At 39.9% G+C, this 23848-nt stretch carries 15 protein-coding genes; 11 read left to right on the top strand and 4 right to left on the bottom strand.

Translation table 11 applies throughout. The features are described 5' to 3' along the window. Positions 1 to 3 precede the first annotated feature (3 nt). Positions 4 to 1452 (top strand): sulfatase-like hydrolase/transferase, encoded by a 1449-nt coding sequence (locus L5B71_RS02275; RefSeq protein WP_265756761.1) that lies wholly within the window; start codon positions 4 to 6, stop codon positions 1450 to 1452. Positions 1453 to 1541: 89 nt separating this feature from the next. Here the strand turns inward: L5B71_RS02275 and tdeA are convergent, their stop codons facing one another. From tdeA to L5B71_RS02260, 3 genes are all read right to left on the bottom strand, one after another. After that, on the bottom strand, positions 1542 to 2912 hold the full coding sequence (tdeA, locus tag L5B71_RS02270) for a toxin/drug exporter TdeA (RefSeq protein WP_265756760.1): 1371 nt from the start codon (positions 2910 to 2912) through the stop codon (positions 1542 to 1544). A 95-nt stretch (positions 2913 to 3007) separates the two neighbouring features. Continuing rightward, on the bottom strand, positions 3008 to 4942 hold the full coding sequence (locus L5B71_RS02265) for a MacB family efflux pump subunit (protein WP_265756759.1): 1935 nt from the start codon (positions 4940 to 4942) through the stop codon (positions 3008 to 3010). A gap of 16 nt (positions 4943 to 4958) precedes the next feature. Further along, positions 4959 to 6125 (bottom strand): efflux RND transporter periplasmic adaptor subunit, encoded by a 1167-nt coding sequence (locus tag L5B71_RS02260; RefSeq protein ID WP_265756758.1) that lies wholly within the window; start codon positions 6123 to 6125, stop codon positions 4959 to 4961. Positions 6126 to 6354: 229 nt separating this feature from the next. Here L5B71_RS02260 and glnS point away from each other — a divergent pair, with 229 nt between their 5' ends. Beyond that, complete coding sequence (gene glnS / locus L5B71_RS02255; RefSeq protein ID WP_265756757.1) at positions 6355 to 8013, top strand: glutamine--tRNA ligase; 1659 nt, start codon at positions 6355 to 6357, stop codon at positions 8011 to 8013. Positions 8014 to 8082: 69 nt separating this feature from the next. Continuing rightward, complete coding sequence (locus L5B71_RS02250) at positions 8083 to 8523, top strand: YcgN family cysteine cluster protein (RefSeq protein WP_442780730.1); 441 nt, start codon at positions 8083 to 8085, stop codon at positions 8521 to 8523. Between the two features lie 51 nt (positions 8524 to 8574). On the opposite strand, the gene L5B71_RS02245 is transcribed toward L5B71_RS02250, so the two are convergent. Beyond that, positions 8575 to 8961, bottom strand: coding sequence for a DUF805 domain-containing protein (locus L5B71_RS02245; RefSeq protein WP_265756755.1), 387 nt, complete (start codon positions 8959 to 8961; stop codon positions 8575 to 8577). Positions 8962 to 9160: 199 nt separating this feature from the next. On the opposite strand from L5B71_RS02245, the gene malQ reads away from it, so the two are divergent. The 8 genes from malQ to htpX all read left to right on the top strand — a co-directional run bounded on the left by malQ (position 9161) and on the right by htpX (position 23328). Then, entirely contained in the window at positions 9161 to 11266 is a 2106-nt protein-coding gene (gene malQ / locus L5B71_RS02240) for a 4-alpha-glucanotransferase (RefSeq protein WP_265756754.1), read from the top strand. Positions 11267 to 11275: 9 nt separating this feature from the next. Then, positions 11276 to 13639: a 1,4-alpha-glucan branching protein GlgB gene (glgB, locus tag L5B71_RS02235; protein ID WP_265756753.1), complete on the top strand. Its 2364-nt coding sequence runs from the start codon at positions 11276 to 11278 to the stop codon at positions 13637 to 13639. Positions 13640 to 13664: 25 nt separating this feature from the next. Next, positions 13665 to 15686, top strand: coding sequence for a glycogen debranching protein GlgX (glgX, locus tag L5B71_RS02230; protein ID WP_265756752.1), 2022 nt, complete (start codon positions 13665 to 13667; stop codon positions 15684 to 15686). A 16-nt stretch (positions 15687 to 15702) separates the two neighbouring features. Further along, complete coding sequence (glgC, locus tag L5B71_RS02225; protein ID WP_265756751.1) at positions 15703 to 17010, top strand: glucose-1-phosphate adenylyltransferase; 1308 nt, start codon at positions 15703 to 15705, stop codon at positions 17008 to 17010. 74 nt (positions 17011 to 17084) lie between these two features. After that, positions 17085 to 18515, top strand: coding sequence for a glycogen synthase GlgA (gene glgA / locus L5B71_RS02220; RefSeq protein ID WP_265756750.1), 1431 nt, complete (start codon positions 17085 to 17087; stop codon positions 18513 to 18515). Positions 18516 to 18679: 164 nt separating this feature from the next. Beyond that, the gene (locus L5B71_RS02215) at positions 18680 to 21142 is read left to right on the top strand and encodes a glycogen/starch/alpha-glucan phosphorylase (RefSeq protein ID WP_265756749.1); all 2463 of its coding nucleotides are present in this window, start codon (positions 18680 to 18682) and stop codon (positions 21140 to 21142) included. A 146-nt stretch (positions 21143 to 21288) separates the two neighbouring features. After that, positions 21289 to 22362: a DNA polymerase IV gene (gene dinB / locus L5B71_RS02210; RefSeq protein WP_265756748.1), complete on the top strand. Its 1074-nt coding sequence runs from the start codon at positions 21289 to 21291 to the stop codon at positions 22360 to 22362. A 99-nt stretch (positions 22363 to 22461) separates the two neighbouring features. Further along, positions 22462 to 23328: a protease HtpX gene (htpX, locus tag L5B71_RS02205; protein WP_265756747.1), complete on the top strand. Its 867-nt coding sequence runs from the start codon at positions 22462 to 22464 to the stop codon at positions 23326 to 23328. The last annotated feature ends 520 nt before the right edge of the window (positions 23329 to 23848 follow it).

The following is a 23848-nucleotide window of genomic DNA, read 5'->3' as shown; positions in this document are numbered from 1 at the left end:
CCAATGAAAAATGTAATTTATATTCTTTTAGATCAAGTTAGAAAAGATATGCTTGGTACTTATGGACATAAGATTGTAAAAACACCGAATTTAGATCGTTTAGCGAGAGAAGGTGTCCGTTTTGATAATGCGTTCACGCCAGCTTCAGTTTGTGGTCCCGCTAGAACATCACTTTTTACAGGGCAAATGCCTTCTACCCATGGCATTATCCGCAATGGTGAAAAAGGTGGAACAGGAGAAATTCCGGCAGAACAACCACATATCGGAAAACTAGATGGCTATAATTGCTATGTTGCAGGAAAATGGCACGTCGGCACGAGATCTGTTCCAAGAGATTACGGTATTAAAGGGCATAATTTTGACGGGTATGGCTACCCAGGCAGCCACGTTTATAAAAACTTGGTGTTTGATCAAGCACCTACCCAGCCAAATCGTTACCCTGAATGGCTTGCAGAAAAAGGCTTCCCTACACCAGAAGTCAGCCTAGCTTATTTTGGTGATAACCCACATTTAAGAGTGCAAGAATTGTGCGGTTTACTTTCAGGAACAAAAGAACAAACGATTCCCTATTTTATTATTGATGAAGCGAAAAGCTTTATTTTGGAATCTCTTGCTGAGCATAAGCCTTTCTTTACTTGGATTAATTTCTGGGGGCCGCATACGCCTTGCATTGTTCCTGAGCCTTATTATTCAATGTATGATCCAAAAGATGTTGTTCTTGATGAAAGTTTCTTTAAACCTTTAGAGGGCAAACCTGGTCATTATCGTACCATTTCTAAAATGTGGGGAATGTGGGAAGCGAGTGAAGAACACTGGAAGGAAGTGATTACCAAATTCTGGGGGTATATCACCTTAATTGATGATGCTATTGGTGAATTATTTGACTTCCTTGAAAAACATAATCTTTATCAGGATTGTTTTATTGTCGCCACCGCAGATCACGGTGACGCAATGGGCGCACATAGAATGATTGAAAAAGGTGAGTTTATGTTTGATACCACCTACAATATTCCATTGATTATTAAAGATCCTAAATCGCCGCGTATCAATGAAGTAGACGATAATTTAGTTTATTTGCACGATTTGACTTCAACAGTTTTTGATATTGCTGAGCAAGCTGTTCCAGAAACTTTCCAAGGAGAAAGCCTATTGCCAATTTTGCGAGAAAATAAATCTAATGATCGTAAGGGGGTATTAGCTCAGCTCGCAGGACATTTTGTTTATTTTGAACAGAGAATGTGGCGTAGAAAAGATTACAAATTGGTCTTCAACGCAAGTGATGTAGGAGAGTTGTACGATATTCGTAATGATCCTGAGGAGTTACATAATTTGTTTTATGACCCAGAATATCAGCAAGTGAAAAAAGAAATGTTAGAAGAAATGCGGACAGAAATGCTGAAGTATAAGGATCCATTAGAAAACTGGGTATATCGCATTATTAATGAGATCTAATTATTCTGAATAAGAGGTAAAAGAAAAGTGCGGTGGAAAATTTTTGATTTTTTCACCGCATTTTTGTTCTGATGTTTACTTAATAACAATTATTTGGCGGAGTAATAGCCGCCCATTGCGCTATATACGGCGTTTTCGCTTTGAATGAGGTTGTATTTTGCATTCAAAATGGAAAGCTCGGAGTTGCGTTCGGTGCTTGCGGCGTTTAACCATTCTCTTAGTTCTGCAATGCCAGCATCATAGCGGTTTTTGTAATATTGCGTGATGCGTTTGTTGTAGTTGTAGGTTTGCTGCAAGTTGGCGAAGTTTTGACGTGCTTGGTTGTAAGCAAAATAGTTGGTGTCAATATCATTTAAGGCTTTGGTGATACTCTGCTCAAAGTTTACAAGTGCGAGATCATAGGCTGATTCAGAAATTTTTACGTTCCATTTCACGGTGTTCCAGCTTAAGAATGGTAAGCTGATCCCTACCATTCCGCCTGCGATAGGCGTATTGAATGCGTTGTCAATTTTGTTGCCACTAGAGCCCAAGCTTCCACCCAGGGTAATAGTTGGGAACCAGCTTTTTTGCATTGCTTTGGCATCTTTGAAAGCACTGTTTAAGCGGTATTGATAGCCTTTTACGTCTGGACGATTAGCAATGGCAGAAAGAGGTACATTAAGGTTTACCCCCACATTTTTCACTTTAAGAATATGTGGGTAGTTCACTTTTAATGGATCACTTGGTTTTAAATTCAATAAGTTACGCAATGTGGCTTCTGTCGTTTTCTTTTGCGTTTGGTAATTGATTAAGCTGTTGCGCGCTGTTAAAACCGCTTGTTGCGCTTGATCGGAACTTGCGCGATCTGCCACGCCTTGGCGGAATTTATTTTGCATAATGCGGTTAATTTCGGAATAGTAATTAATGGTTTTATTCACGGTGCTAATTGCATCATTTAAGTAACCAAGTTGATAGTAGGTTAAGATCACAGAGTTGATTAATGAAATGCGCGCTGCTTCAAGATCTTGTTCACTAGCGGCATGTCGCCATTCTGCAGCGGAGGTCGAATCAGCTAAGCGACGCCATAAATCTAGGGTATAACTGACGTTTAATGCACCGCCATGGCTAATGATAGAAGAGCCGCCATCGTGGATATTTTTACTAACAGAAGAAGAAACCGAACTACTGAAATTTGGTACTAAATTTGCGCCGATTAGATTTGCATTATAAAGGGCGGTGTTTACGGCAATAGCGGCTTTGGCTAAATCTTTATTGTTTTCTAAGGCTTGCTCAACTAATTGATTAAGTTGTGGATCTTTGTACAGCATCCACCAATTTTCTTGAATGTTGTATTGTTTGGTTAATTCTTCGTATTGTTGGAAATCTTGTTGTGAAGCTTTGTAAGAATCATCAAGATTCGCACAGCCAGCTAACAACACAGACAAACCAATAGCAAGTGAGAGTTTGGATTGTTTTAACATCATTTTTTCCTTATTAAATAACATCGTAAGCAAATAAAGTGCGGTGTAATTTTGCCGATTTTTTATTGCCAGATGGTTGAAATTTTATCAAAAAACTATTCCTGAGCTAAAGCGGTAATTGGATTTAATTGCGATGCATTTTTTGCCGGCATATAGCCAAAAATCACTCCAATTAAGCTTGAGCAGAGTAGCGCAGCGATAATCGAGAAGGTGGAAAAGATCATTGTAAAATCTTTCACCAACCAATTAAATACTATACCTAATACCATTGATAGCAGCACGCCCGTGATGCCACCTATTAAACAAATCAGCACTGCTTCAATTAAAAATTGTTGCAAGATATTAAATTGTCTTGCGCCAATTGCCATTCTTACGCCAATTTCTTTGGTACGTTCGGTTACGGACACTAACATAATATTCATCACCCCAATGCCGCCCACTATAAGGGAAATAATAGCAATGGAAGAGATTAGCAACTTCATTGTATTTGTTGTATTTTCAATGGTTTGCTTGATGGTATCCGTATTAAACACGAAAAAGTCCTTTTTTCCGTGACGCACGGTGAGTAAATGGGTTAAATCTTTTTCTGCTACTTTAGAGCTAATTTCATCGCGAATTTTCACCGTGATGGAACTAATTTTTTTATTACCGGAAATTTTATTCATTGCCGTGGTGTAAGGGATATAAATATTTAAACTAGAATTAGTCATTCCCATATTATTGCTTGTTGCAACGCCAATCACGCGCAATGGCTTTTTATTAATCATTAAAATTTTGCCAAGGGGATTTTGATTATTGAACACCTCACGCAAGGTGTTGTTATCAATTACCGCCACTTGTTCGCTGTTTCTTACATCATCAGTGCTGAAGAATGTGCCTTCTGCTTTATTCAAACCACGCACATTAAAATATTGTTCTCCTACACCACGCACTTGGGCGGTGAAACTTTGGTTACCGTAAGTAAGGGTTCCATTTACAGAACTATTTGGCGTCACACTGACAATATAACTTTGCTTGGCAAGCATATCTGCATCTGTCACAGTAAGATTTTGATTTTTCGCTGCACGCCGATCACCAAAGCCTGTACCATTATAAATATCCATTGTATTTGTCCCCATTGCATTGATATTACTAAGAATTTTCTGTTGCGAACCGTTACCTAAGGCGACTACACAAACCACTGATGTAATACCAATAATAATTCCTAACATTGTCAGCAAGGAACGCAATTTATGTGCCACAATGGCGTTAATGGACATTTTGAAAGATTCAATAAACTGATCTTTATAAAATTGTAATCGACTTTTATTGCTTTGTGGTGCTATATCTTGCTTTTGAATAATTTGTTCCGATTTGCGGTGATCTTCAATAATTTTGCCGTCTTTGATCTCAATAATACGATTAGCAAAATTTGCCACGTTTTTATCGTGCGTCACCAAAATAATGGTATGCCACTCACCGTGTAGCTGAGTGAGAATATCCATCACTGTTTCGCCACTTTTGCTATCTAATGCGCCAGTAGGTTCATCGGCTAAGATAATTTCCCCCCCATTCATCAAGGCACGAGCAATACTCACTCGCTGTTGTTGACCGCCAGAAAGTTGGTTTGGTTTGTTTTCTAAGCGATCGGCTAAGCCTAATTTTTCTAATAGCAATTTAGCACGTTGTTGTCGAGTAGGCTGGTCGATACCTGCATAAATAGCAGGAAGTGCCACGTTTTCCACCGCACTTAGTGTTGAAAGTAGGTTATAGCGTTGAAAAATAAAGCCAAATTTTTTCTGCCGTAAATCAGAAAGCTGATCACGGTTTAGCTGGCTTACTTCTAAACCATCTACTTTGTAAGAGCCTGAAGTTGCGGTATCCAAGCAACCAATAATATTCATTAAGGTGGATTTACCTGAACCCGATTGTCCTATGATGGCAATAAAATCGCCTTTTTTGATATCTAAATTGATATCTTTTAACACCTGAGTACGGTTTTCGCCTTCACCGAAAAATTTGTTGATGTGGCTTAATTCAATAATATTCATAAAAAATCACCGCACTTTATAAAATTCGAGGACCACGGAAATTATTTCCCACTTTCTCATCGCTGGTTACTTGCGAGGAGATCACTTTCTCCCCTTCTTCCAAGCCACTTAAAATTTGCGTATTCATATCATCGCTTAACCCTGTAACAACGGTGCGTTTTTCTACTTTGTCATTATCTTTCAAGATATTAACAAAGGTTTCTTTTCCTTTCTTATGTAACGTGATGGTGGGAACAAGTAGGGTATTTTGTACATCGGCAATGATAATGGTATTTTGCGTAGTCATTCCAATGCGTAACTGGTTATCAGGATTATCCACCAATACATTGGCATAATAATAGACTGCACTGGTATCTGAAGCGCTTTCTTTATATTCGTTATCCGTGAGCGTGGTGATGGCTGGATCAACCGAATGAATGGTGGAATGATATACCTTGTCAGGCTCAGAAAGGGTGGTGAATTCTACTGCCATTCCTGCTTTCACCTTGGTGATGTCGCCTTCAGAAATTTCAGGCTTAATCAGCATTTTACTTAAATCCGCCACTTGCACAATGGTTGGTGTAGTTTGATTGGCGTTCACTGTTTGCCCTTCGGATACGGGAATGGACAGCACTGTGCCGTCTAACGGAGAAAGAATTTGGGTATATTGTAAATTGGTTTTTGCCGTATCCACTTGAATTTCTGCACGCTTAATGGCGGCTTCTGCTTCAGAAATTGCGGCTTTGGTAGCGGATAAATTATTTTTCGCCGCATTAAGTTCATCTAACGAAGTGGATTTACTCGCATACAATTTGGCAAGGCGATCATAAGCAGATTTTGCCACGTTATAAGCCACTTGTTTCGCATTTAGCTGGGCTTGATAGGCTTTTAACTCCGCTTGCGCTGAATTTAACGCATTCATTTGATTTTTTGAGTCAATTTCAGCGATTAAATCCCCTTGTTTGATATGCTGCCCTAATACAACGTGAATTTTCTCAATTTTACCTGAGGCTTGTGCACCGACTTCTACACGGTTATAAGCTCGCACTGTGCCTGCAGTAATCACTGATTTTTTGATTTCACCAAGACGTACATTTTCTGTTAAGTAGGTAATTTCTTGTTGATTAGAGTGAGTGAAATAACTATAAGCACCAAATGCCACTAGCCCAACGATAATCAGGGAAAAAATCATTTTTTTACGCATAGGAACTCCGATAAAAATAGCAATCGTTTTATTTGATGGTCATAGTAGAAAACCTTTCTTAAGAAGACCTTAAGAAAAAAGCAATTTACACTGAATGAACGTTCGTTCATTTTTTGTGAATTTTACCATTTATGCAAGGAAAATCAACCGCACTTTTGAATTCTTGCCTTAAACATAGTAGAATGAACGACAATTTTTTTATGAAAATACAGTATATTTTGAGGTCAAAATGAGCCATATTACAGAGAATGAACATCAACCTACCAACTTTATTCGTCATATTATTGATGAAGATTTGGAAACAGGGAAAGTAAACCACGTTTACACCCGTTTTCCACCTGAGCCAAATGGCTATTTACATATTGGCCACGCAAAATCTATCTGCTTAAATTTTGGTATTGCAGAAGATTACAAAGGCTTGTGTAACTTGCGTTTTGACGACACTAACCCGGTTAAAGAAGATGTGGAATATGTTGATTCCATTAAACAAGATGTGGAATGGCTTGGTTTCCATTGGGAAGGAAAGGCACGTTATGCGTCTGATTATTTTGATGCCCTTTATGGCTATGCCATTGAATTAATTGAAAAAGGGTTGGCTTATGTTGATGAACTTTCACCTGAACAAATGCGTGAATATCGTGGCACACTGACCGAACCAGGAAAAAACAGCCATTATCGTGATCGTAGTGTGGAAGAAAACTTAGCCTTATTTGAAAAAATGAAAAATGGCGAGTTTGCCGAAGGGAAAGCCAGTTTGCGTGCCAAAATTGATATGGCATCCCCGTTTATGGTAATGCGTGATCCTGTGTTATATCGCATTAAATTTGCGGAACATCACAACACAGGGAATAAATGGTGCATTTATCCAATGTACGATTTCACCCATTGTATTTCTGATGCTATTGAAGGCATTACGCACTCGTTATGTACGTTGGAATTCCAAGATAACCGCCGTTTATACGACTGGGTGCTTGAGCATATTTCCATTAAACACCCATTGCCACATCAGTATGAGTTTTCACGTTTAAACTTAGAATATACGCTCACGTCTAAACGTAAACTGTTGAAATTAGTGGAAGAGGAAGTGGTTGATGGTTGGAACGATCCGCGTATGCCAACCATTTCAGGCTTACGCCGCCGTGGCTACACGCCAGCGTCAATCCGTGAATTTTGCCGCCGCATTGGGGTAACCAAGCAAGATAACGTGGTGGAATTTAGTGCGTTAGAATCTTGTATTCGTGATGATCTTAACCAAAATGCACCGCGTGCAATGGCGGTGATTAATCCATTAAAAATCGTGATTGAAAACTTTGACGGGCAAGAAATGCTTTCCGCGCCAAATCACCCAAATCGTGAAGAATTAGGTCATCGCCAATTGCCATTTACTAAAGAAATTTATATTGATCAAGCCGATTTCCGTGAAGAAGCGAATAAACAATATAAACGTCTCGTATTAGGCAAAGAAGTGCGTCTGCGTAATGCTTATGTGATCAAAGCGGAGCGTGTGGAAAAAGATGCTGAAGGCAACATCACCACCGTTTATTGTACTTATGATCCTGAAACCTTAGGCAAAAATCCTGCGGACGGGCGTAAAGTAAAAGGCGTGATTCATTGGGTTTCAGCCACAGACAATGTGCCAGCTGAATTTCGTTTATACGACAAATTATTCACCGTGCCAAATCCAGGCGTGGCGGAAGAGCTTTACGAAGTGTTAAATCCAAATTCTTTAGTAGTAAAACACGGTTTTGTAGAAAAGAGTTTAGCTAACGCTCAAGAAGAAAAAGCCTACCAATTTGAACGTGAAGGCTATTTCTGCGCCGACAGCAAAGACAGCCACCCAGAACACCTGATTTTCAACTTAACGGTGAGCTTGAAAGAAGGGTTCTAATTCTTTTCTAAACGATAAGTGCGGTGAAAAATAAGGTATTTTACCGCACTTTTTTATTTAATAATGACAATGCAATTAGAAAAAAACTTTTGGCAGCATAAATCGCTGTTGGAAATGAATGACGCAGAGTGGGAAGCCTTGTGCGATGGTTGTGGCAAATGCTGTTATCGTAAATTTATTGAGGGAAGAGGACGGCGTAAAAAGCTGTATTTTACGCGCATTGCCTGCAATTTGCTTGATTTAGAAACCGCGAAGTGCGGTAATTATGCACAGCGTTTTCAACTTGAGCCAGATTGCACTAAACTCACCAAAAAGAATTTGCCTGATTTCCATTGGTTGCCAGCGACCTGTGCCTATCGGTTATTATATGAAAATAAACCGCTCTTTGATTGGCATCCGTTAATTTCTGGCGATCCCAATAGCATAAAGCTCGCACATATTCCCATTGCCAATGGTATTCACGAAAAAGACGTAATTGATTGGTTTGAGTTTGTGATTGATGATGAATAAAGATAAATAAAAAAGTGCGGTAATTTTTACCGCACTTTTTCTATATATTTTTTATATAACAAATTTAGCGTGGGGAGCTTGCTCATTCATTGGATTTTTCGGATCTTCCCCAAAACGATTTCGTCCCTGTGTTCCGTCTAAACAAGCAAATACGAATAGCACAATAAAACCGATTACAGGCATAAAGCCAATTAATAACCACCAGCCAGAGCGATCGGTATCGTGTAATCGTCTTACTTTCACCGCTAAAGAGGGGATTAAGGTCGCAAGGCCATAAACGCCACTAAATCCGAAATCGTTATTAAGTAAAACAAAATCGAGTAAACCTAAAATTACATACAATAAAAAATCAACCGCAGTAAACCACCAAAATTCTTTACGTCTTGCGCGCCCATTAAATTGTGCATAGTTTTTTAGTACATACAAATACCAGTTCATTTTTATCCTTTAATTACTCTCAGAAATTTAATTATTTTAGAAATTGGCAATATCTCTGTTAATTAGCAATTTGTTGTCTTTAAAAGAAAAAATCTTTATTTGACGGAGATCACGAATTTAAAGGAAACTATTTGATTTTAAGTATCTGATTTGTAGAATGAAGTTAATTCTCCAGTATTTATAGTTGTTGGAAGAGCAAATGGATATGAAAAGACCACTTTATATAAGGGCAGAGGAATTAGATATTGCTGTTTCTCATTATGATATTGACGGCAATTTGATTTATGCCAATCCAGATAGTTTGGCGTATTTTGTGGAACTGCTCTCCTTACAACGAGAAAATTCAGACAATATAAACAATAAAAGTGCGGTGCAATTTGATGATGTTTTTGTGGCGCGGGAAGGAGAAACCATTGTTTATGATAGTACACAGTTAAATCCCACCAGCCAAATCCTTCAAGCTACTTTATTTAATGAACAACATCAGCCTATAACGCCACTTTCTTTTTCTAATCAGCAATTTTCTTTTCCCGCTCAGCCTTTTGGTTATTATTTTTTACAGCTTTCCAGTAGCGAAAAAGACTATCAAGTTCGTGTTTTAGTCAGTCCAAAAACGGCCTATCAGCCTGCAATTTTTCAACAGCAAAAAGCATGGGGCTTGAGTGTTCAGCTTTATAGTTTACGTTCAGCACGCAATTGGGGGATTGGTGATTTTGCTGATTTAGCTTATTTGGTGCAACAGAGCGTGATTTATGGGGCGGAATTTATCGGGATTAACCCATTGCACGCAATGTATTGTGCTGTGCCTGAATGGGCAAGTCCTTACAGTTCAGCGTCAAGACGCTATTTGAATTGGCTTTACCTTGCCATTGATCAGCTGCCTGAATATAAATTGTGCAAATCCGTGCAAAATTGGCTGAATCAAGCCGATATTCAACAGCAACTTGCGGTGTTACGCCAAGCGGAGCAAGTGAATTATACAGAAATTACTCAGCTAAAATTCACCGCACTTAAAAAACTGTATGCTTATTTCCAACGTAGCCGTGCGGCAAAAATGCAGCAACGACAAAAAGCTTTTGCAGATTTTGTTAAACAGCAGGGCAAAGGCCTATTATATCAAGGCTTATTTGAGTGGTTGGATAGCCAAAGTTCACATCAAGCCATTGAGCAAGAAAACCAAATCGGTTGGCTTGGTTGGCACCAATACCAACAACTTAATGATAAACAACGGGATAAATTAATCCATCAGAATAAAGATGATGTAATGTTTTATTGCTGGCTACAATGGCTGGTACAAGAGCAACTTAATGATCTACAAGTCCTATGCCAAGCGAAAGGAATGCGCTTAGGTATTTATGGTGATTTATCGGTAAGTAGCTCAAGGGGCAGTGCGGATGTATGGGCTGATCCTGCACTTTATTGTGTCGATGCCTCTGTCGGTGCGCCGCCTGATCCACTCGGCCCGGTGGGACAAAATTGGAATATTCCGCCTTACAATCCGACTGAGTTAAAAGCCCGTGGTTTTCAACCTTTTATTGAATTATTACGTGCCAATATGCAGCATTTTGGCGTGTTGCGTATTGATCATATTATGGGGTTATTCCGCTTATGGCTTATTCCCCCTGAAAAAATGGCCGCGGATGGGCTTTATGTGCATTATCCTTTCACTGAATTAATGGCGATTTTAGCCATTGAAAGCCAGCGTAATCAATGCCTTGTGGTGGGTGAGGATTTAGGCACTGTGCCAGATGAAGTGCGGTGGAAATTAAACGAATTTCAGATTTTTTCCTATTTTGTGCTGTATTTTGAACAGCGTAATTTGCAATATCCTGATAATAATACATTCCCGATTAACGCATTTGCCACTGTAGGCACACACGATGTTCCATCTTTAAGTAGCTTTTGGCATTGCCGAGATCTAGAGCTTTTTGCGCAACTTGGCGTGTTACAAGGGGAGGTATTGAAGCAGAAATATGATCAGCGTGTCATTGACAAACAAGCTTTACTCAATAGTTTGCACCGTGATCAATATTTGCCGGATGACTACTGGGGCGATGCACTCAATATGGCAATGCACCAAAACTTAATGCGAGTGATCCACCTTTATTTGGCGGAAAGCCGAACCAAACTGATTGGGGTGCAGTTAGAAAATTTATTGGAGCAAGAAATTTCCTTCAATTTACCGGGAACCTCATTGGAATATCCAAACTGGCGAATGAGATTATCTCGTTCCATTGAAACGCTCTTTTCTGACGAAAAAATCACCGCACTTTTAACCGAAATCAACCAAGCGCGTCTGCGATAAGAGGTTTATATGAATAAATTCCTTCCACAAGAAACCATTAATGCGTTTTTCAACGGCACACATTCCGATCCGTTTTCCGTGTTAGGTATGCACGAAACAGAAAAAGGCATTGAAATCCGCGTGTTATTGCCTGATGCGGATAAAGTCGTGATTGTTAATAAAGAAAATCAACAAAAAATATGCGACTTAGATTGCCTTGATGAACGTGGCTTTTTTGTAGGTGTAATGCCTGATACGCACAGTTTTTTTGCTTATCAACTTGAAGTTTATTGGGGTAATGAACCACAAATCATTGAAGATCCTTATCGTTTCCACCCAATGATTCAAGAGCTAGATAATTGGTTGTTGGCAGAAGGTTCTCATTTACGTCCTTATGAAATTTTAGGCGCGCATTTTATGGAATGTGAAGGCGTGTCGGGCGTGAACTTCCGTCTATGGGCACCGAATGCGAAACGAGTTTCTGTGGTGGGGGATTTCAATTATTGGGACGGTCGTCGCCATCCGATGCGTTTTCACGCGTCCAGTGGGATTTGGGAATTATTTGTGCCAAAAGTTGCACTTGGACAGCTGTATAAGTTTGAAGTGTTAGATTGCAACGATCAGCTACGCTTAAAAGCCGATCCTTATGCCTTTAGCTCCCAACTTCGCCCTGATACGGCTTCACAAATTAGCCCATTACCAAATGTGGTGGAAATGACCGAAAAACGCCGCAAAGCGAATCAGTTCGATCAACCGATTTCCATCTATGAAGTGCATTTAGGCTCTTGGCGGCGTAATCTGGAGAATAATTTCTGGCTAGATTATGACCAAATTGCAGACGAGCTTATTCCTTATGTGAAAGAAATGGGCTTTACCCATATTGAATTTCTGCCTTTATCAGAATTTCCATTTGACGGCTCTTGGGGCTATCAACCTATTGGACTTTATTCGCCAACCAGCCGTTTTGGTACACCAGAAGGGTTTAAACGCTTAGTCGATAAAGCCCACGAAGCAGGCATTAATGTAATTTTAGATTGGGTGCCGGGGCATTTTCCAAGTGATACCCACGGCTTGGTGGCATTTGATGGCACGGCGTTGTATGAACACGCTGATCCAAGAGAGGGCTATCATCAAGATTGGAATACGTTAATTTATAACTATGGTCGCCACGAGGTAAAAAATTTCTTATCAGGCAATGCCTTATATTGGCTTGAACGCTTTGGTCTAGACGGCTTGCGTGTCGATGCGGTGGCATCAATGATTTACCGTGATTACAGTCGTGCAAATGGAGAGTGGATTCCAAATCAATATGGTGGCCGTGAAAATTTAGAAGCCATTGAGTTTTTAAAACATACTAATTATGTACTTGGCACGGAAAATACTGGTGCAATCACCATAGCAGAAGAATCTACTTCTTTTGCTGGCGTTACCCACCCACCGCAAGATGGCGGTTTAGGTTTCCATTTCAAATGGAATATGGGCTGGATGAACGACACCCTTGCCTATATGAAAAGAGATCCGATTTATCGCCAACATCATCACGATCAAATGACCTTTGGAATGATGTATCAATATAGCGAAAACTTTGTGTTGCCACTTTCTCACGATGAAGTGGTACACGGCAAAGGCTCACTTATTGGCAAAATGCCGGGCGATGCGTGGCAACAATTTGCTAATTTGCGTGCTTATTATGGCTATATGTGGGGCTATCCAGGTAAAAAATTGCTCTTTATGGGCAACGAATTTGCGCAAGGGCGAGAATGGAATTATCAAGAAAGTCTAGATTGGTTCTTGCTTGATGAAAGTATTGGTGGTGGCTGGCATAAAGGCGTATTGAATTTAGTGAGAGATTTAAACCGCACTTATCAACATCACCCTGCGTTATATCAATTAGACTGTGATCCAAAAGGCTTTAATTGGCTTGTGGTGGACGATTATCAAAATTCCGTGTTCGTATTTGAGCGTTGTAGCCGCGATGATGAACGCATTATTGTCATCAGTAACTTCACGCCAGTGCCACGTTATGATTATCGCTTTGGCGTGAATGAAGCTGGTGTGTATGAAGAAATTCTCAATACGGATTCTTATTTCTACCAAGGTTCCAATGTGGGCAACCAAGGGGAAGTGGTGAGTGAAGCCATTCCAAGCCACGATAAGGATCATTCTATTTCCGTGACCATTCCACCATTGGCAACCATTTATTTAAAATGGAAAAAGCCTGCAAAAAGTGCAAAAAAAGAGCAAAGCACAAAAGCAGAAAAAGTGAAAAACGCTGAAAAAACGGACACTGCGGAAAAAGGGCAAAAGGCGAAAGCAGCAAAAGCTGAAAAAGCGGCAAACGTAACGAAAGCCAATACAGCTAAAAGCAAAAAAGCCACGAAGAAAAAAGCATAAGTAAAACGAATAAATGGATAGCACAATGATCAGCACGGCAGTAGGAAAGCCTTATCCCTTAGGAAGTAGCGTTGAAATTTTGCAATATGCTTCAGGTGAGAAAAAAGTGGGGTGGAATTTTGCCTTATTTTCTTCCTGTGCAGAAAACGTCAAATTGTGTTTATTTTTTGACGGACAAGAATTGCCTCTAGAAATGTACCAAAGTGGAGAGGTTTGGCATTTGTGGGTGGGTGATCTACCTTATGGTACGCAATATGGCTTTCGTATTACGGGAAAAGACGGCGCATTGTGCAATCCACAAAAATTAATGTTTGATCCTTATGCCAAAGCTGTCATCGGCAAGCCAGATTTAAGTAGTGCGGAAAAACAGCAATGGTTTTTGCTTAGTGATCCGCGAGATAACGCACATCTTGCTCCAAAAGCGGTATTGGCTAGCGAATCATTTGATTGGCAAGGCGATAAACCCTTAGCCACGCCTTGGGCAGAAACTATCATTTATGAATTGCACATTAAAGGTTTCACGCAGCTGAGAGAAGATTTGCCCGAAGATATTCGTGGCACTTATGCAGGCTTGGCACACCCCACAATGATTGCCTATTTAAAAGAACTTGGCATCAGTGCGGTGGAAATTTTGCCAATAAATTACCACCTCGATGAACCCCATTTACAGGAAAAAGGATTAGCCAATTATTGGGGATATAGCCCTTTGGCAATGTTTGCGGTGGAGTCTGCATATTGGTCGGAGCAGGCAGGCACAACGCCATTAAGCGAATTTAAAACAATGGTTCGCGCACTTCACCAAGCGGGCATTGAAGTGATTTTAGATGTGGTATTTAACCACAGTATGGAATCAGAAAAACACTTTCCAACCTTTAGCCAGCGTGGAATTGATGATCGGACTTACTATTGGCAAAACGAGCAGGGCGAATATCTAAATGCCACAGGCTGTGGCAATACCTTAAATTTAGCTAATGATATTACTCGCCGTTGGGTGTTGGATTGCTTAATTTATTGGGTGGAAGAATGTCATATTGACGGTTTCCGTTTTGATCTCGCCACAGTGTTAGGCAGAGAAACCCCAGCTTTTAACCCACAGGCACAGCTGTTTGCAGAAATTGCGCAAGAGCCACGTTTACAGCACTGCAAATTTATTGCAGAACCTTGGGACATTGGCGAGGGAGGCTATCAAGTAGGCAATTTCCCGAGCTATTTTGCTGAATGGAACGATCGTTTCCGTGATGATATGTGCCGTTTTTGGCTGTGGAAAAGTGGTGAATTAGGTGGCTTTGCGCAACGTTTCGCAGGATCAAGCGATATTTATCAAAATGGCGATCGCAAGCCGCATAATTCAGTGAATTTTATCACCGCACACGATGGCTTTACCCTGTGCGATCTCACCAGTTATAACGAAAAACATAATCTTGCCAATGGCGAGCAAAACCGTGATGGGCGTAACGAAAATTATAGTTATAACCATGGCATAGAAGGCGTGGAAAATATTCCTGATGAGATGAAATACCAACGCTTTCTGAGCGCTTGTGGTTTGCTAGGCAGTTTGTTGTTAGCCAATGGCACACCAATGCTACTGGCGGGCGATGAATTTGGACATAGTCAACAAGGCAACAATAACGCCTATTGCCAAGATAACGAAATTACTTGGTTAAATTGGCAGGCATTTCAACCGCACTTATTTGAAGCGGTAAAACAATTTATTGCATTGCGTAAAACGATCCCAAGCCTACAACGGGATCAATGGTGGACTGATGAAAATGTGCAATGGCGCAATCCACAAGGGGAATTAATGCGTGTGGAAGATTGGCACAATCACCATAGCAAAGCAATGCAAATTCAATTAGATGAAGATTGGTTAGTTTTAATCAATGCAAAAGCAGAATTACAAACATTCTTGTTGCCAGATGGGAACTGGGATGTTGTATATAGTGGTGCTGCATTCGTACAAATGCAAGGAAATCTATGGGCTGTGAATGATCTCGCATTCGTATGTGCACGAAAAAAGGAAATCACTATTGAGAAATCAATAATTTAATGCGAGGAAAATGCAAATGAGTAACAGTATTTCAAAATCACCTAATAAATATGATCTTGTGAAAGATACCTTAGTGTTAATTTTAGCTGGAGGACGAGGTTCTAGACTTTATGAGCTAACAGATAAACGCGCAAAACCGGCACTTTATTTTGGCGGCAACAGACGAATTATTGATTTTGCCTTATCCAACTGTATTAACTCTGGATTGACCCATATTGGAGTGGTTACCCAATATGCAGCACATTCTTTATTACGCCATTTACAAAAAGGTTGGTCGTTCTTGCCACAAGAGCGTGGTGAGTTTATTGATATGTTGCCTGCTCGTCAGCAAATTGATGATTCTACTTGGTATCGTGGCACGGCAGATGCTGTGTATCAAAATATGGCGATCATTCGTGATCATTACTGCCCAAAATATATTTTAATCTTAGCTGGCGACCATATTTATAAACAAGATTATAGCCAAATGTTGCTCGATCACGTTTCAAGCAATGCAAAATGTACCGTTGGCTGTATTGAAGTGGAACGTGAAAAGGCTTGTGAATTTGGTGTGATGGCGGTAGATGAAAATCTTAAAGTAAAAGCTTTCGTTGAAAAACCAAAAGATCCACCAGCAATGGCAGGTAAGCCAAATATTTCTTTGGCTTCAATGGGTATTTATGTGTTTAATGCTGATTACTTGTACGATATTTTAGAGCGTGAAGTGAACACGCCTTATACTTCTCACGATTTCGGTAAAGATGTGTTGCCGAAATGTTTAGAAGAAGGCACCCTTTATGCTCACCCATTCAGCCGTTCTTGTATGGGACGTAACACCGATGGCGAAATTTACTGGCGTGATGTAGGTACATTGGATAGTTTCTGGCAATCAAATATTGACTTGGTTTCTGAAAATCCGCAATTGGATATTTATGATCAACGTTGGCCAATTCGTGGTAACCCAACACAGACTTATCCGTCAAAATTCTTTTATAGCAAATCAGATATCAAGCCGGTAGATAATAGTTTAATTTCTGGTGGTTGCGTGATTACTGACGCATCTATTAGCTATTCCGTCCTCTTTGATCGTGTTACCGTGCAAGAAGACTCATTGGTTGATCATAGTGTCGTGTTACCGCAAGTTACGATTGGCAAAAATTGCGTGCTAAGACGTTGTATTGTTGATCGACACAGTGTCATTCCAGATGGAATGAAAATTGGTGTCGATTTAGAACTTGATAGCAAACGCTTTAGAGTCAGTAGCGGCGGCGTCGTACTAGTTACAGCGTCAATGTTAAAGAAATTAAATGGTGAAAAAGTGGCTTTTGAGGCACATTTAGATTAATACAACGCAAAGAGAAGTGCGGTGGAATTTTTACCAATTTTCACCGTATTTCTCTGTTTTAAGGAATAGAAAGAATGAGAGTTTTACACGTCTGTTCAGAACTTTATCCGCTACTCAAAACAGGTGGATTAGCTGATGTAATGGGCGCATTGCCTTTTGCACAACAACAAATTGGTATGGATACCCGCGTTTTACTACCGGCTTATCCAGCGATTGCCGCAGGCATTCCTGACACCGTTGTGGTGGCGGAATTTGATAATTTTGCTGGGCATATTGTGCTACGTTATGGCGAATATAACGGGCTAGGCGTTTATTTAATTGACGCACCACATTTGTATGCCAGAGAGGGTAACCCTTACCACGATCAATGGTATAATGATTACGCGGATAACTATAAGCGTTTTGCTTTGCTCGGTTGGGTTGGGGCAGAACTTGCTGTGGGCTTAGATGCGTGGTGGCAAGCAGATGTGGTGCACGCACACGATTGGCACGCTGGATTAACCAGTGCCTATTTAGCGCTTAAAGGTCGTCCAGCGAAATCCGTGTTTACCATTCATAATCTCGCCTATCAAGGTGTGTTTTCTTATCACCATTTGTTTGAACTAGGTCTTCCATTGGAAATGTTCCATATTGATGGCTTAGAGTTACACGGACAAATTTCTTATTTAAAATCAGGTCTTTATTATTCCGATGTGGTTACCGCTGTTAGCCCAACTTATGCCAAAGAAATTACCACACCGGAATTTGGTTATGGCTTGCAAGGCTTGCTACAAACCTTAGCGCATCAAGGGCGATTAGTCGGCATTCTTAATGGCGTTGATGAGCAAATTTGGAACCCGAATGTGGATCAGTACATTGAAGATCATTACAAATTAAAGGCAATGGCAGGCAAACGTAAAAATAAAGAAAAATTGCAGGCTTATTTCAATCTTCCACAACAGCCTGATGCCTTGTTATTTGTAATGGTTACCCGTTTAACCGAACAAAAAGGGGTGGATTTACTTATTCAAAGTGCCGAAACCATTGTACAACAAGGTGGTCAGCTTGCCTTACTTGGTTCAGGTGCACCACATTTAGAAGAAGGATTACGCCATCTTGCAGAGCGTTATCCTGAAAATATCGCGGTAAAAATTGGCTATGATGAAGCCTTATCGCACCTAATTATTGCAGGTGGTGATGTGATTTTAGTACCAAGTCGTTTTGAGCCTTGTGGCTTAACCCAGCTTTATGGCTTGAAATACGGCACGTTACCATTAGTACGCGCCACAGGCGGCTTGGCGGATACGGTGGTAGATAGCTATTCTGAAAATATCAAAGCACGCAAAGCCACAGGATTTGTGTTTAATGATGCCGATGCCGAAGGGCTACGTTGGGCAATTAATAACGTTTTTGCATTATGGCAAAAACAACGCTTATGGCAAAGCGTGCGCGTGGTTGCTATGGAACAAGATTTTGGTTGGCAAATTGCTGCTGAGCATTATCAAAATTTATATCAACGAATTTGAAATGCCTGATGATATAGTTTGGCAAAATTGCGTAGTACTAAAATGCGGTACAACAAAAAATACAGTAGAAAAACCTGTAGTTTTTTAGATGATTTTCGTTGTATTTTTATTCAAAAAGGATAAAAATACAACAGTTTAAATTTGATATATTAGGAGAGCCACTTATGACAATAGATAGTACTGATTTTCCATTTTCTTACAACCAGCCAGAGCAGACTACTGACTCATTAAAAAAAGCGATTGTTTATAAACTTATTTTTTTAATTGGACGTTCCCCACAAGAAGCAAGTCAACGTGATTGGCTAAACGCCACCCTTTATGCAGTGCGTGATCTTGTTACAGAGGGCTGGATTTCTACTGCCCGTCAATCCCGTGATGAAAAAACACGCCGTGTTTATTATTTATCAATGGAATATTTAATGGGACGCACCCTCTCTAATGCGTTGATTGCAGAGGGCGTTTACACCCTTGCTAAAGACGCATTAGCAGAACTTGATGTGGATTTAGAAGAAATCATCGAAAAAGAAGTTGATCCTGGTTTGGGAAATGGTGGACTAGGGCGTTTAGCCGCCTGTTTTATGGATTCTATCGCAACATTAGCAATTCCTGGTATGGGCTATGGGATTCGCTATGAATACGGAATGTTTCAACAAACTATTGAAGATGGAAAACAAGTTGAAAAACCAGATGCGTGGTTAGAAAAAGGTTCACCTTGGGAGTTTATTCGTCCATCTAAGCGATTTAACATTTCATTTGGTGGACATATTCATTTTGAAGGAAAGAAATGTGTTTGGGAAAATACAGAAGAAATTACCGCACTTGCTTATGATCAAATGATTCCTGGTTATGACAATGATAGTGCAACCACATTACGATTGTGGAGTGCTCATGCAGGAGATTCCTTTAATCTTGCAGAATTTAATCGTGGGGATTACTTCAGGGCTATTGAAGATCGTGCAGCTAGTGAAAATGTATCTCGAGTGCTTTATCCTGACGATTCTACTTGGGCAGGACGTGAGCTACGTTTACGTCAGGAATATTTCTTAGTTTCAGCTTCCTTGCAAGATATTATTAAACGCCATAAACGTACTCACGGTACCGTGGCAAATTTAGCTGATAAAGTGGCAATCCACTTAAACGACACTCATCCAGCCTTAGCGATTCCTGAGTTGATGTATATTTTATTGGATAAAGAAGGCTATGATTGGAATTCAGCATGGGAGATGTGCCATAAGATTTTCTCTTACACTTGTCATACATTAATGTCTGAAGCATTAGAAACCTGGCCAGTGGAAATGATGGCAAAAATCTTACCGCGCCATTTACAAATTATCTTTGAAATAAATGATTATTTCTTAGAATATGTGAGAACAAATGTAACAACTGATGATGACTTTATTCGCAGAGTATCTTTAATTGAAGAAGGCGATACCCGTAAAGTCCGTATGGGATGGCTTTCTGTTGTTGGTTCTCATAAAGTAAATGGTGTAGCTGCAATCCATTCTGATTTAATGGTTACTTCAACCTTTGCTGATTTTGCATACATTTATCCAGAACGTTTTACAAATGTAACTAATGGTATTACACCTCGCCGTTGGATTGCTGTCGCAAACCCTGATTTATCAGCATTATTTGATCGTTATATAGGTACTGAATGGCGTCGCGATCTGAGCTTATTAAATGAGTTCAAAGCACATATTAACGATCCAGAGGTGAAAAAAGCTATCCCAGTTATTAAGCGAGCCAACAAAGTTCGCTTGGCTGATTATGTGAAAAAAGAATTGGGAATTGAACTTAACCCAGATGCTTTATTTGATGTACAGGTGAAGCGGATCCACGAATATAAACGTCAAATTCTTAATGTATTACATATTATTGCACGTTATAATGCGATGTTGGAAAATCCCGAAAAAGATTGGACTCCTAGGGTATTTATCTTTGCAGGGAAAGCTGCATCTGCTTACTATGCAGCAAAACAAACCATTAACTTGATTAATGATGTGGCGAAAATCGTTAATAACGATGAGCGATTAAAAGGTCTTATGAAAGTTGTATTTATACCAAATTACAGCGTCAGCCTTGCCCAAATCATTATTCCTGCAGCAGATATTTCGGAACAAATTTCTTTAGCCGGAACAGAAGCCTCAGGTACGAGTAATATGAAATTTGCACTCAATGGTGCTTTAACCTTGGGAACATTGGACGGTGCAAACGTAGAAATTTTGGAAAATGTGGGGCAAGACAATATTTTCATCTTTGGCCATACTGTAGAGCAAGTGGAAGAGTTACGCCGTAACGGTTATCGTCCTTACGATATTTACCAAAGCAATGAACAGTTACGCCGAGTGATTGATCAAATTACCTCAGGATTTTTCTCGCCTAATGATCCACATCGTTATCAAGATTTACTTAACGGTTTGTGCTATCACGATTATTATCAATCTTTTGCGGATTTCCAAAGTTATGTGGAGGCACAAAAGCAGGTTGATGAAAAATATCGCGATCAAAATGCGTGGACAAACAGTGCATTACAAAATATTGTCAATATGAGTTTCTTCTCATCAGACAGAACTATTGAAGAATACGCTGAAAAAATCTGGAAAATCCAACCACTCAAATTAAGCTAAACATTCATTGAAAGTGTTAGGGCGAGAAATTCGCCCTAATTTTTTGCCATACTTTTGTTATTTTCGATTGGCCTCAAAAACAGGTAAAATATTGCCAATTTTGCACCGCACTTTATCCATTATTTTTTCCAGAAATTTACGCCATAATGTCAAAAAACAGAAAAATCATTCATATTGATATGGATTGCTTTTATGCTTCTATTGAGCTGCGCGATAAACCGCATCTCAAAGGCAAACCTTTGGCGGTGGGCGGTTCATCTGAGCAACGTGGCGTGTTAAGTACTTGCAATTATGAAGCCAGAAAATTTGGTTTACATAGCGCAATGCCAACGGCGCAAGCCTTGAAACGTTGCCCACATTTGATTTTATTACCTGTGAATATGCCTTTGTATAAACAGGTGTCGCAACAAATTCAGCAAATATTTCATCGTTATACCCATTTAGTTGAACCCTTATCTTTAGATGAAGCCTATTTAGATGTAACAGATTGCCAGCAATGTTCAGGTTCAGCCACTTGGATCGCACAAGAAATCCGCCAAACTATTTTTGCTGAAACCCAGCTTACCGCTTCCGCTGGCGTAGCACCGTTAAAATTTCTGGCCAAAATCGCTTCTGATAAAAATAAGCCGAATGGGCAATTTGTGATCGAGCCAGATGATGTGGAGGCGTTTGTTCGCAACCTGCCGCTTAGTGCGATTCCCGGCGTGGGGAAAGTGACCACCCAACGCTTATTAGAAATGGGCTTAAGAACCTGTGCTGATGTACAACAATTTGAACAGCATTTATTACTCAATCAACTCGGCAAGAGCGGACAGCGTATTTGGGATTTTAGTCACGCCATTGATGAAAGGGAAGTGCAGCCCGAGCGATTGCGTAAATCCATAGGGGTAGAAACCACTTTATTGAAAAATATCACCGCACTTGAACAAGGTGAAGCGGTGCTAAATCAGCTTTATGAGCAATTAGTGCGCCGTGTGCAGCGTGCTTGTCCTGATTTGCCTTTACAAAAATTACGCAAAATTGGCGTGAAGTTAAAATTCGATGATTTCCAAATCACTACGTTAGAAAAAAGTGCGGTGGATTTTAATCAAGAAAATTTCCGTGCGTTATTGGCACAAATTTGGCAGCGCCGTCAGGATAAATCTATTCGATTAATTGGCTTGCACGTTAATTTACCCGAGCAACAAGAAGAAAAACAGATGAGTTTGTGGGAAAACTGAGTCGTTATCTCTTGAAATTACAAAATTTATAATTATATTGATCATTCCTTTAATCATTGATTGGATAATCAACTACATACTCACAGCGAGGAACTTTTTATGATGCGAATTTTACTTTTTTTAGCTACCAATATGGCAGTGCTAATTGTCTTTAATATTATTTTGAGTCTAACAGGCATCCGCGCACAAGATGCCAGCGGACTACTTATTATGGCGGCACTGTTTGGTTTCAGTGGCTCGTTTATTTCCTTATTTTTATCTAAAACAATGGCGTTAAAATCGGTCAATGGGCAGGTGATCGAACAGCCGCGTACAGAGCAAGAGCGTTGGTTATTAAACACCGTGGCTACGCAAGCGCGCGAAGCTAATATTCCAATGCCAACGGTGGCGATTTATCATTCTGCCGATGTGAATGCCTTTGCCACTGGTGCAAGCAAAAGTAATTCTTTGGTTGCCGTGAGTACAGGATTGCTCAACGCAATGACGAAAGACGAAGCAGAAGCGGTGCTAGCGCACGAAATCAGTCATATCCAAAATGGCGATATGGTCACCATGACCTTGCTACAAGGCGTGTTAAATACCTTCGTGATTTTCATTTCTCGCCTTATTGCCAACGTGGTGGCGAGCAATCGCAACGACAATGGCGAAAGCAGCAGCGGAATTTATTTCTTGGTTTCAATGGTGCTAGAAGTGGTATTTGGTTTCTTAGCGAGTATGATCGCGATGTGGTTCTCACGCTACCGTGAATACCGTGCGGACGCGGGTTCAGCCCATTTAGTCGGTAAACAAAAAATGATCGCTGCATTACGCCGTTTACAACAACTTCACGAACCACAACAAATGGAAGGTCAGTTTGCAGCCTTTGCAATTAATGGAAAAAGAGGTGGATTAGCATCATTATTTTTAAGTCATCCGCCATTGGAAAAACGTATTGAGGCGTTGCAACAATATGAGAATTTAAACTAACGCACCTTTTTAAACAGCCATATAATTAGTGGTATCGTAGTTTTACAACCTTTGTTACCGGCAATCGGTGGAAGGCTTACTATAAAGCCGAGCAAGGGAAGAAAATAACATTTTAGCCCAGAGTGTAGAAAGCTGCTGGGCTAAAATTATTCCTTAAATAAGGTGTAGCCTCTCAAGGTTGATTAGCACCAATTATTGGTGAAAAGGCATTATGTGGTTGAATAAAGAACATCAAAGCTGGATAGAAAAATAATGTTTTACTTGGGAAAACCCATTTTACTAGAGCAATAATAAATTTGGGTATTGGTTTAAGGGATTAATCCTTATAAGACGATAAATAAACCTAAAAAAAACTAAAAAAACAGAAAGGTTACTGTGATTTTATATCTCTAGTATCTAACATCGTATAGCAGTAAAGCGATTACAATCGCACAAAATAAACGATTTTTATGCCACACTTAGGGGAAAGGTTTATTGTTACACACAACATTTGTATTTACAGTTATAATCAGAAAATGAT

It is taken from the genome of Avibacterium sp. 21-586 (assembly GCF_026226775.1).
Classification (GTDB): domain Bacteria; phylum Pseudomonadota; class Gammaproteobacteria; order Enterobacterales; family Pasteurellaceae; genus Avibacterium.
The sequence above is the reverse complement of the archived record's forward strand: the minus strand, read 5'-3'. Positions and strand labels throughout refer to the sequence as shown.

Bases quoted from the DNA above. Each gene is read 5' to 3' on its own strand.
- L5B71_RS02275 (WP_265756761.1), top strand. From the start codon at position 4: ATGAAAAATGTAATTTATATTCTTTTAGATCAAGTTAGAAAAGATATG.
- tdeA (WP_265756760.1), bottom strand. From the start codon at position 2,912: ATGTTAAAACAATCCAAACTCTCACTTGCTATTGGTTTGTCTGTGTTG.
- L5B71_RS02265 (WP_265756759.1), bottom strand. From the start codon at position 4,942: ATGAATATTATTGAATTAAGCCACATCAACAAATTTTTCGGTGAAGGC.
- L5B71_RS02260 (WP_265756758.1), bottom strand. From the start codon at position 6,125: ATGCGTAAAAAAATGATTTTTTCCCTGATTATCGTTGGGCTAGTGGCA.
- glnS (WP_265756757.1), top strand. From the start codon at position 6,355: ATGAGCCATATTACAGAGAATGAACATCAACCTACCAACTTTATTCGT.
- L5B71_RS02250 (WP_442780730.1), top strand. From the start codon at position 8,083: ATGCAATTAGAAAAAAACTTTTGGCAGCATAAATCGCTGTTGGAAATG.
- L5B71_RS02245 (WP_265756755.1), bottom strand. From the start codon at position 8,961: ATGAACTGGTATTTGTATGTACTAAAAAACTATGCACAATTTAATGGG.
- malQ (WP_265756754.1), top strand. From the start codon at position 9,161: ATGGATATGAAAAGACCACTTTATATAAGGGCAGAGGAATTAGATATT.
- glgB (WP_265756753.1), top strand. From the start codon at position 11,276: ATGAATAAATTCCTTCCACAAGAAACCATTAATGCGTTTTTCAACGGC.
- glgX (WP_265756752.1), top strand. From the start codon at position 13,665: ATGATCAGCACGGCAGTAGGAAAGCCTTATCCCTTAGGAAGTAGCGTT.
- glgC (WP_265756751.1), top strand. From the start codon at position 15,703: ATGAGTAACAGTATTTCAAAATCACCTAATAAATATGATCTTGTGAAA.
- glgA (WP_265756750.1), top strand. From the start codon at position 17,085: ATGAGAGTTTTACACGTCTGTTCAGAACTTTATCCGCTACTCAAAACA.
- L5B71_RS02215 (WP_265756749.1), top strand. From the start codon at position 18,680: ATGACAATAGATAGTACTGATTTTCCATTTTCTTACAACCAGCCAGAG.
- dinB (WP_265756748.1), top strand. From the start codon at position 21,289: ATGTCAAAAAACAGAAAAATCATTCATATTGATATGGATTGCTTTTAT.
- htpX (WP_265756747.1), top strand. From the start codon at position 22,462: ATGATGCGAATTTTACTTTTTTTAGCTACCAATATGGCAGTGCTAATT.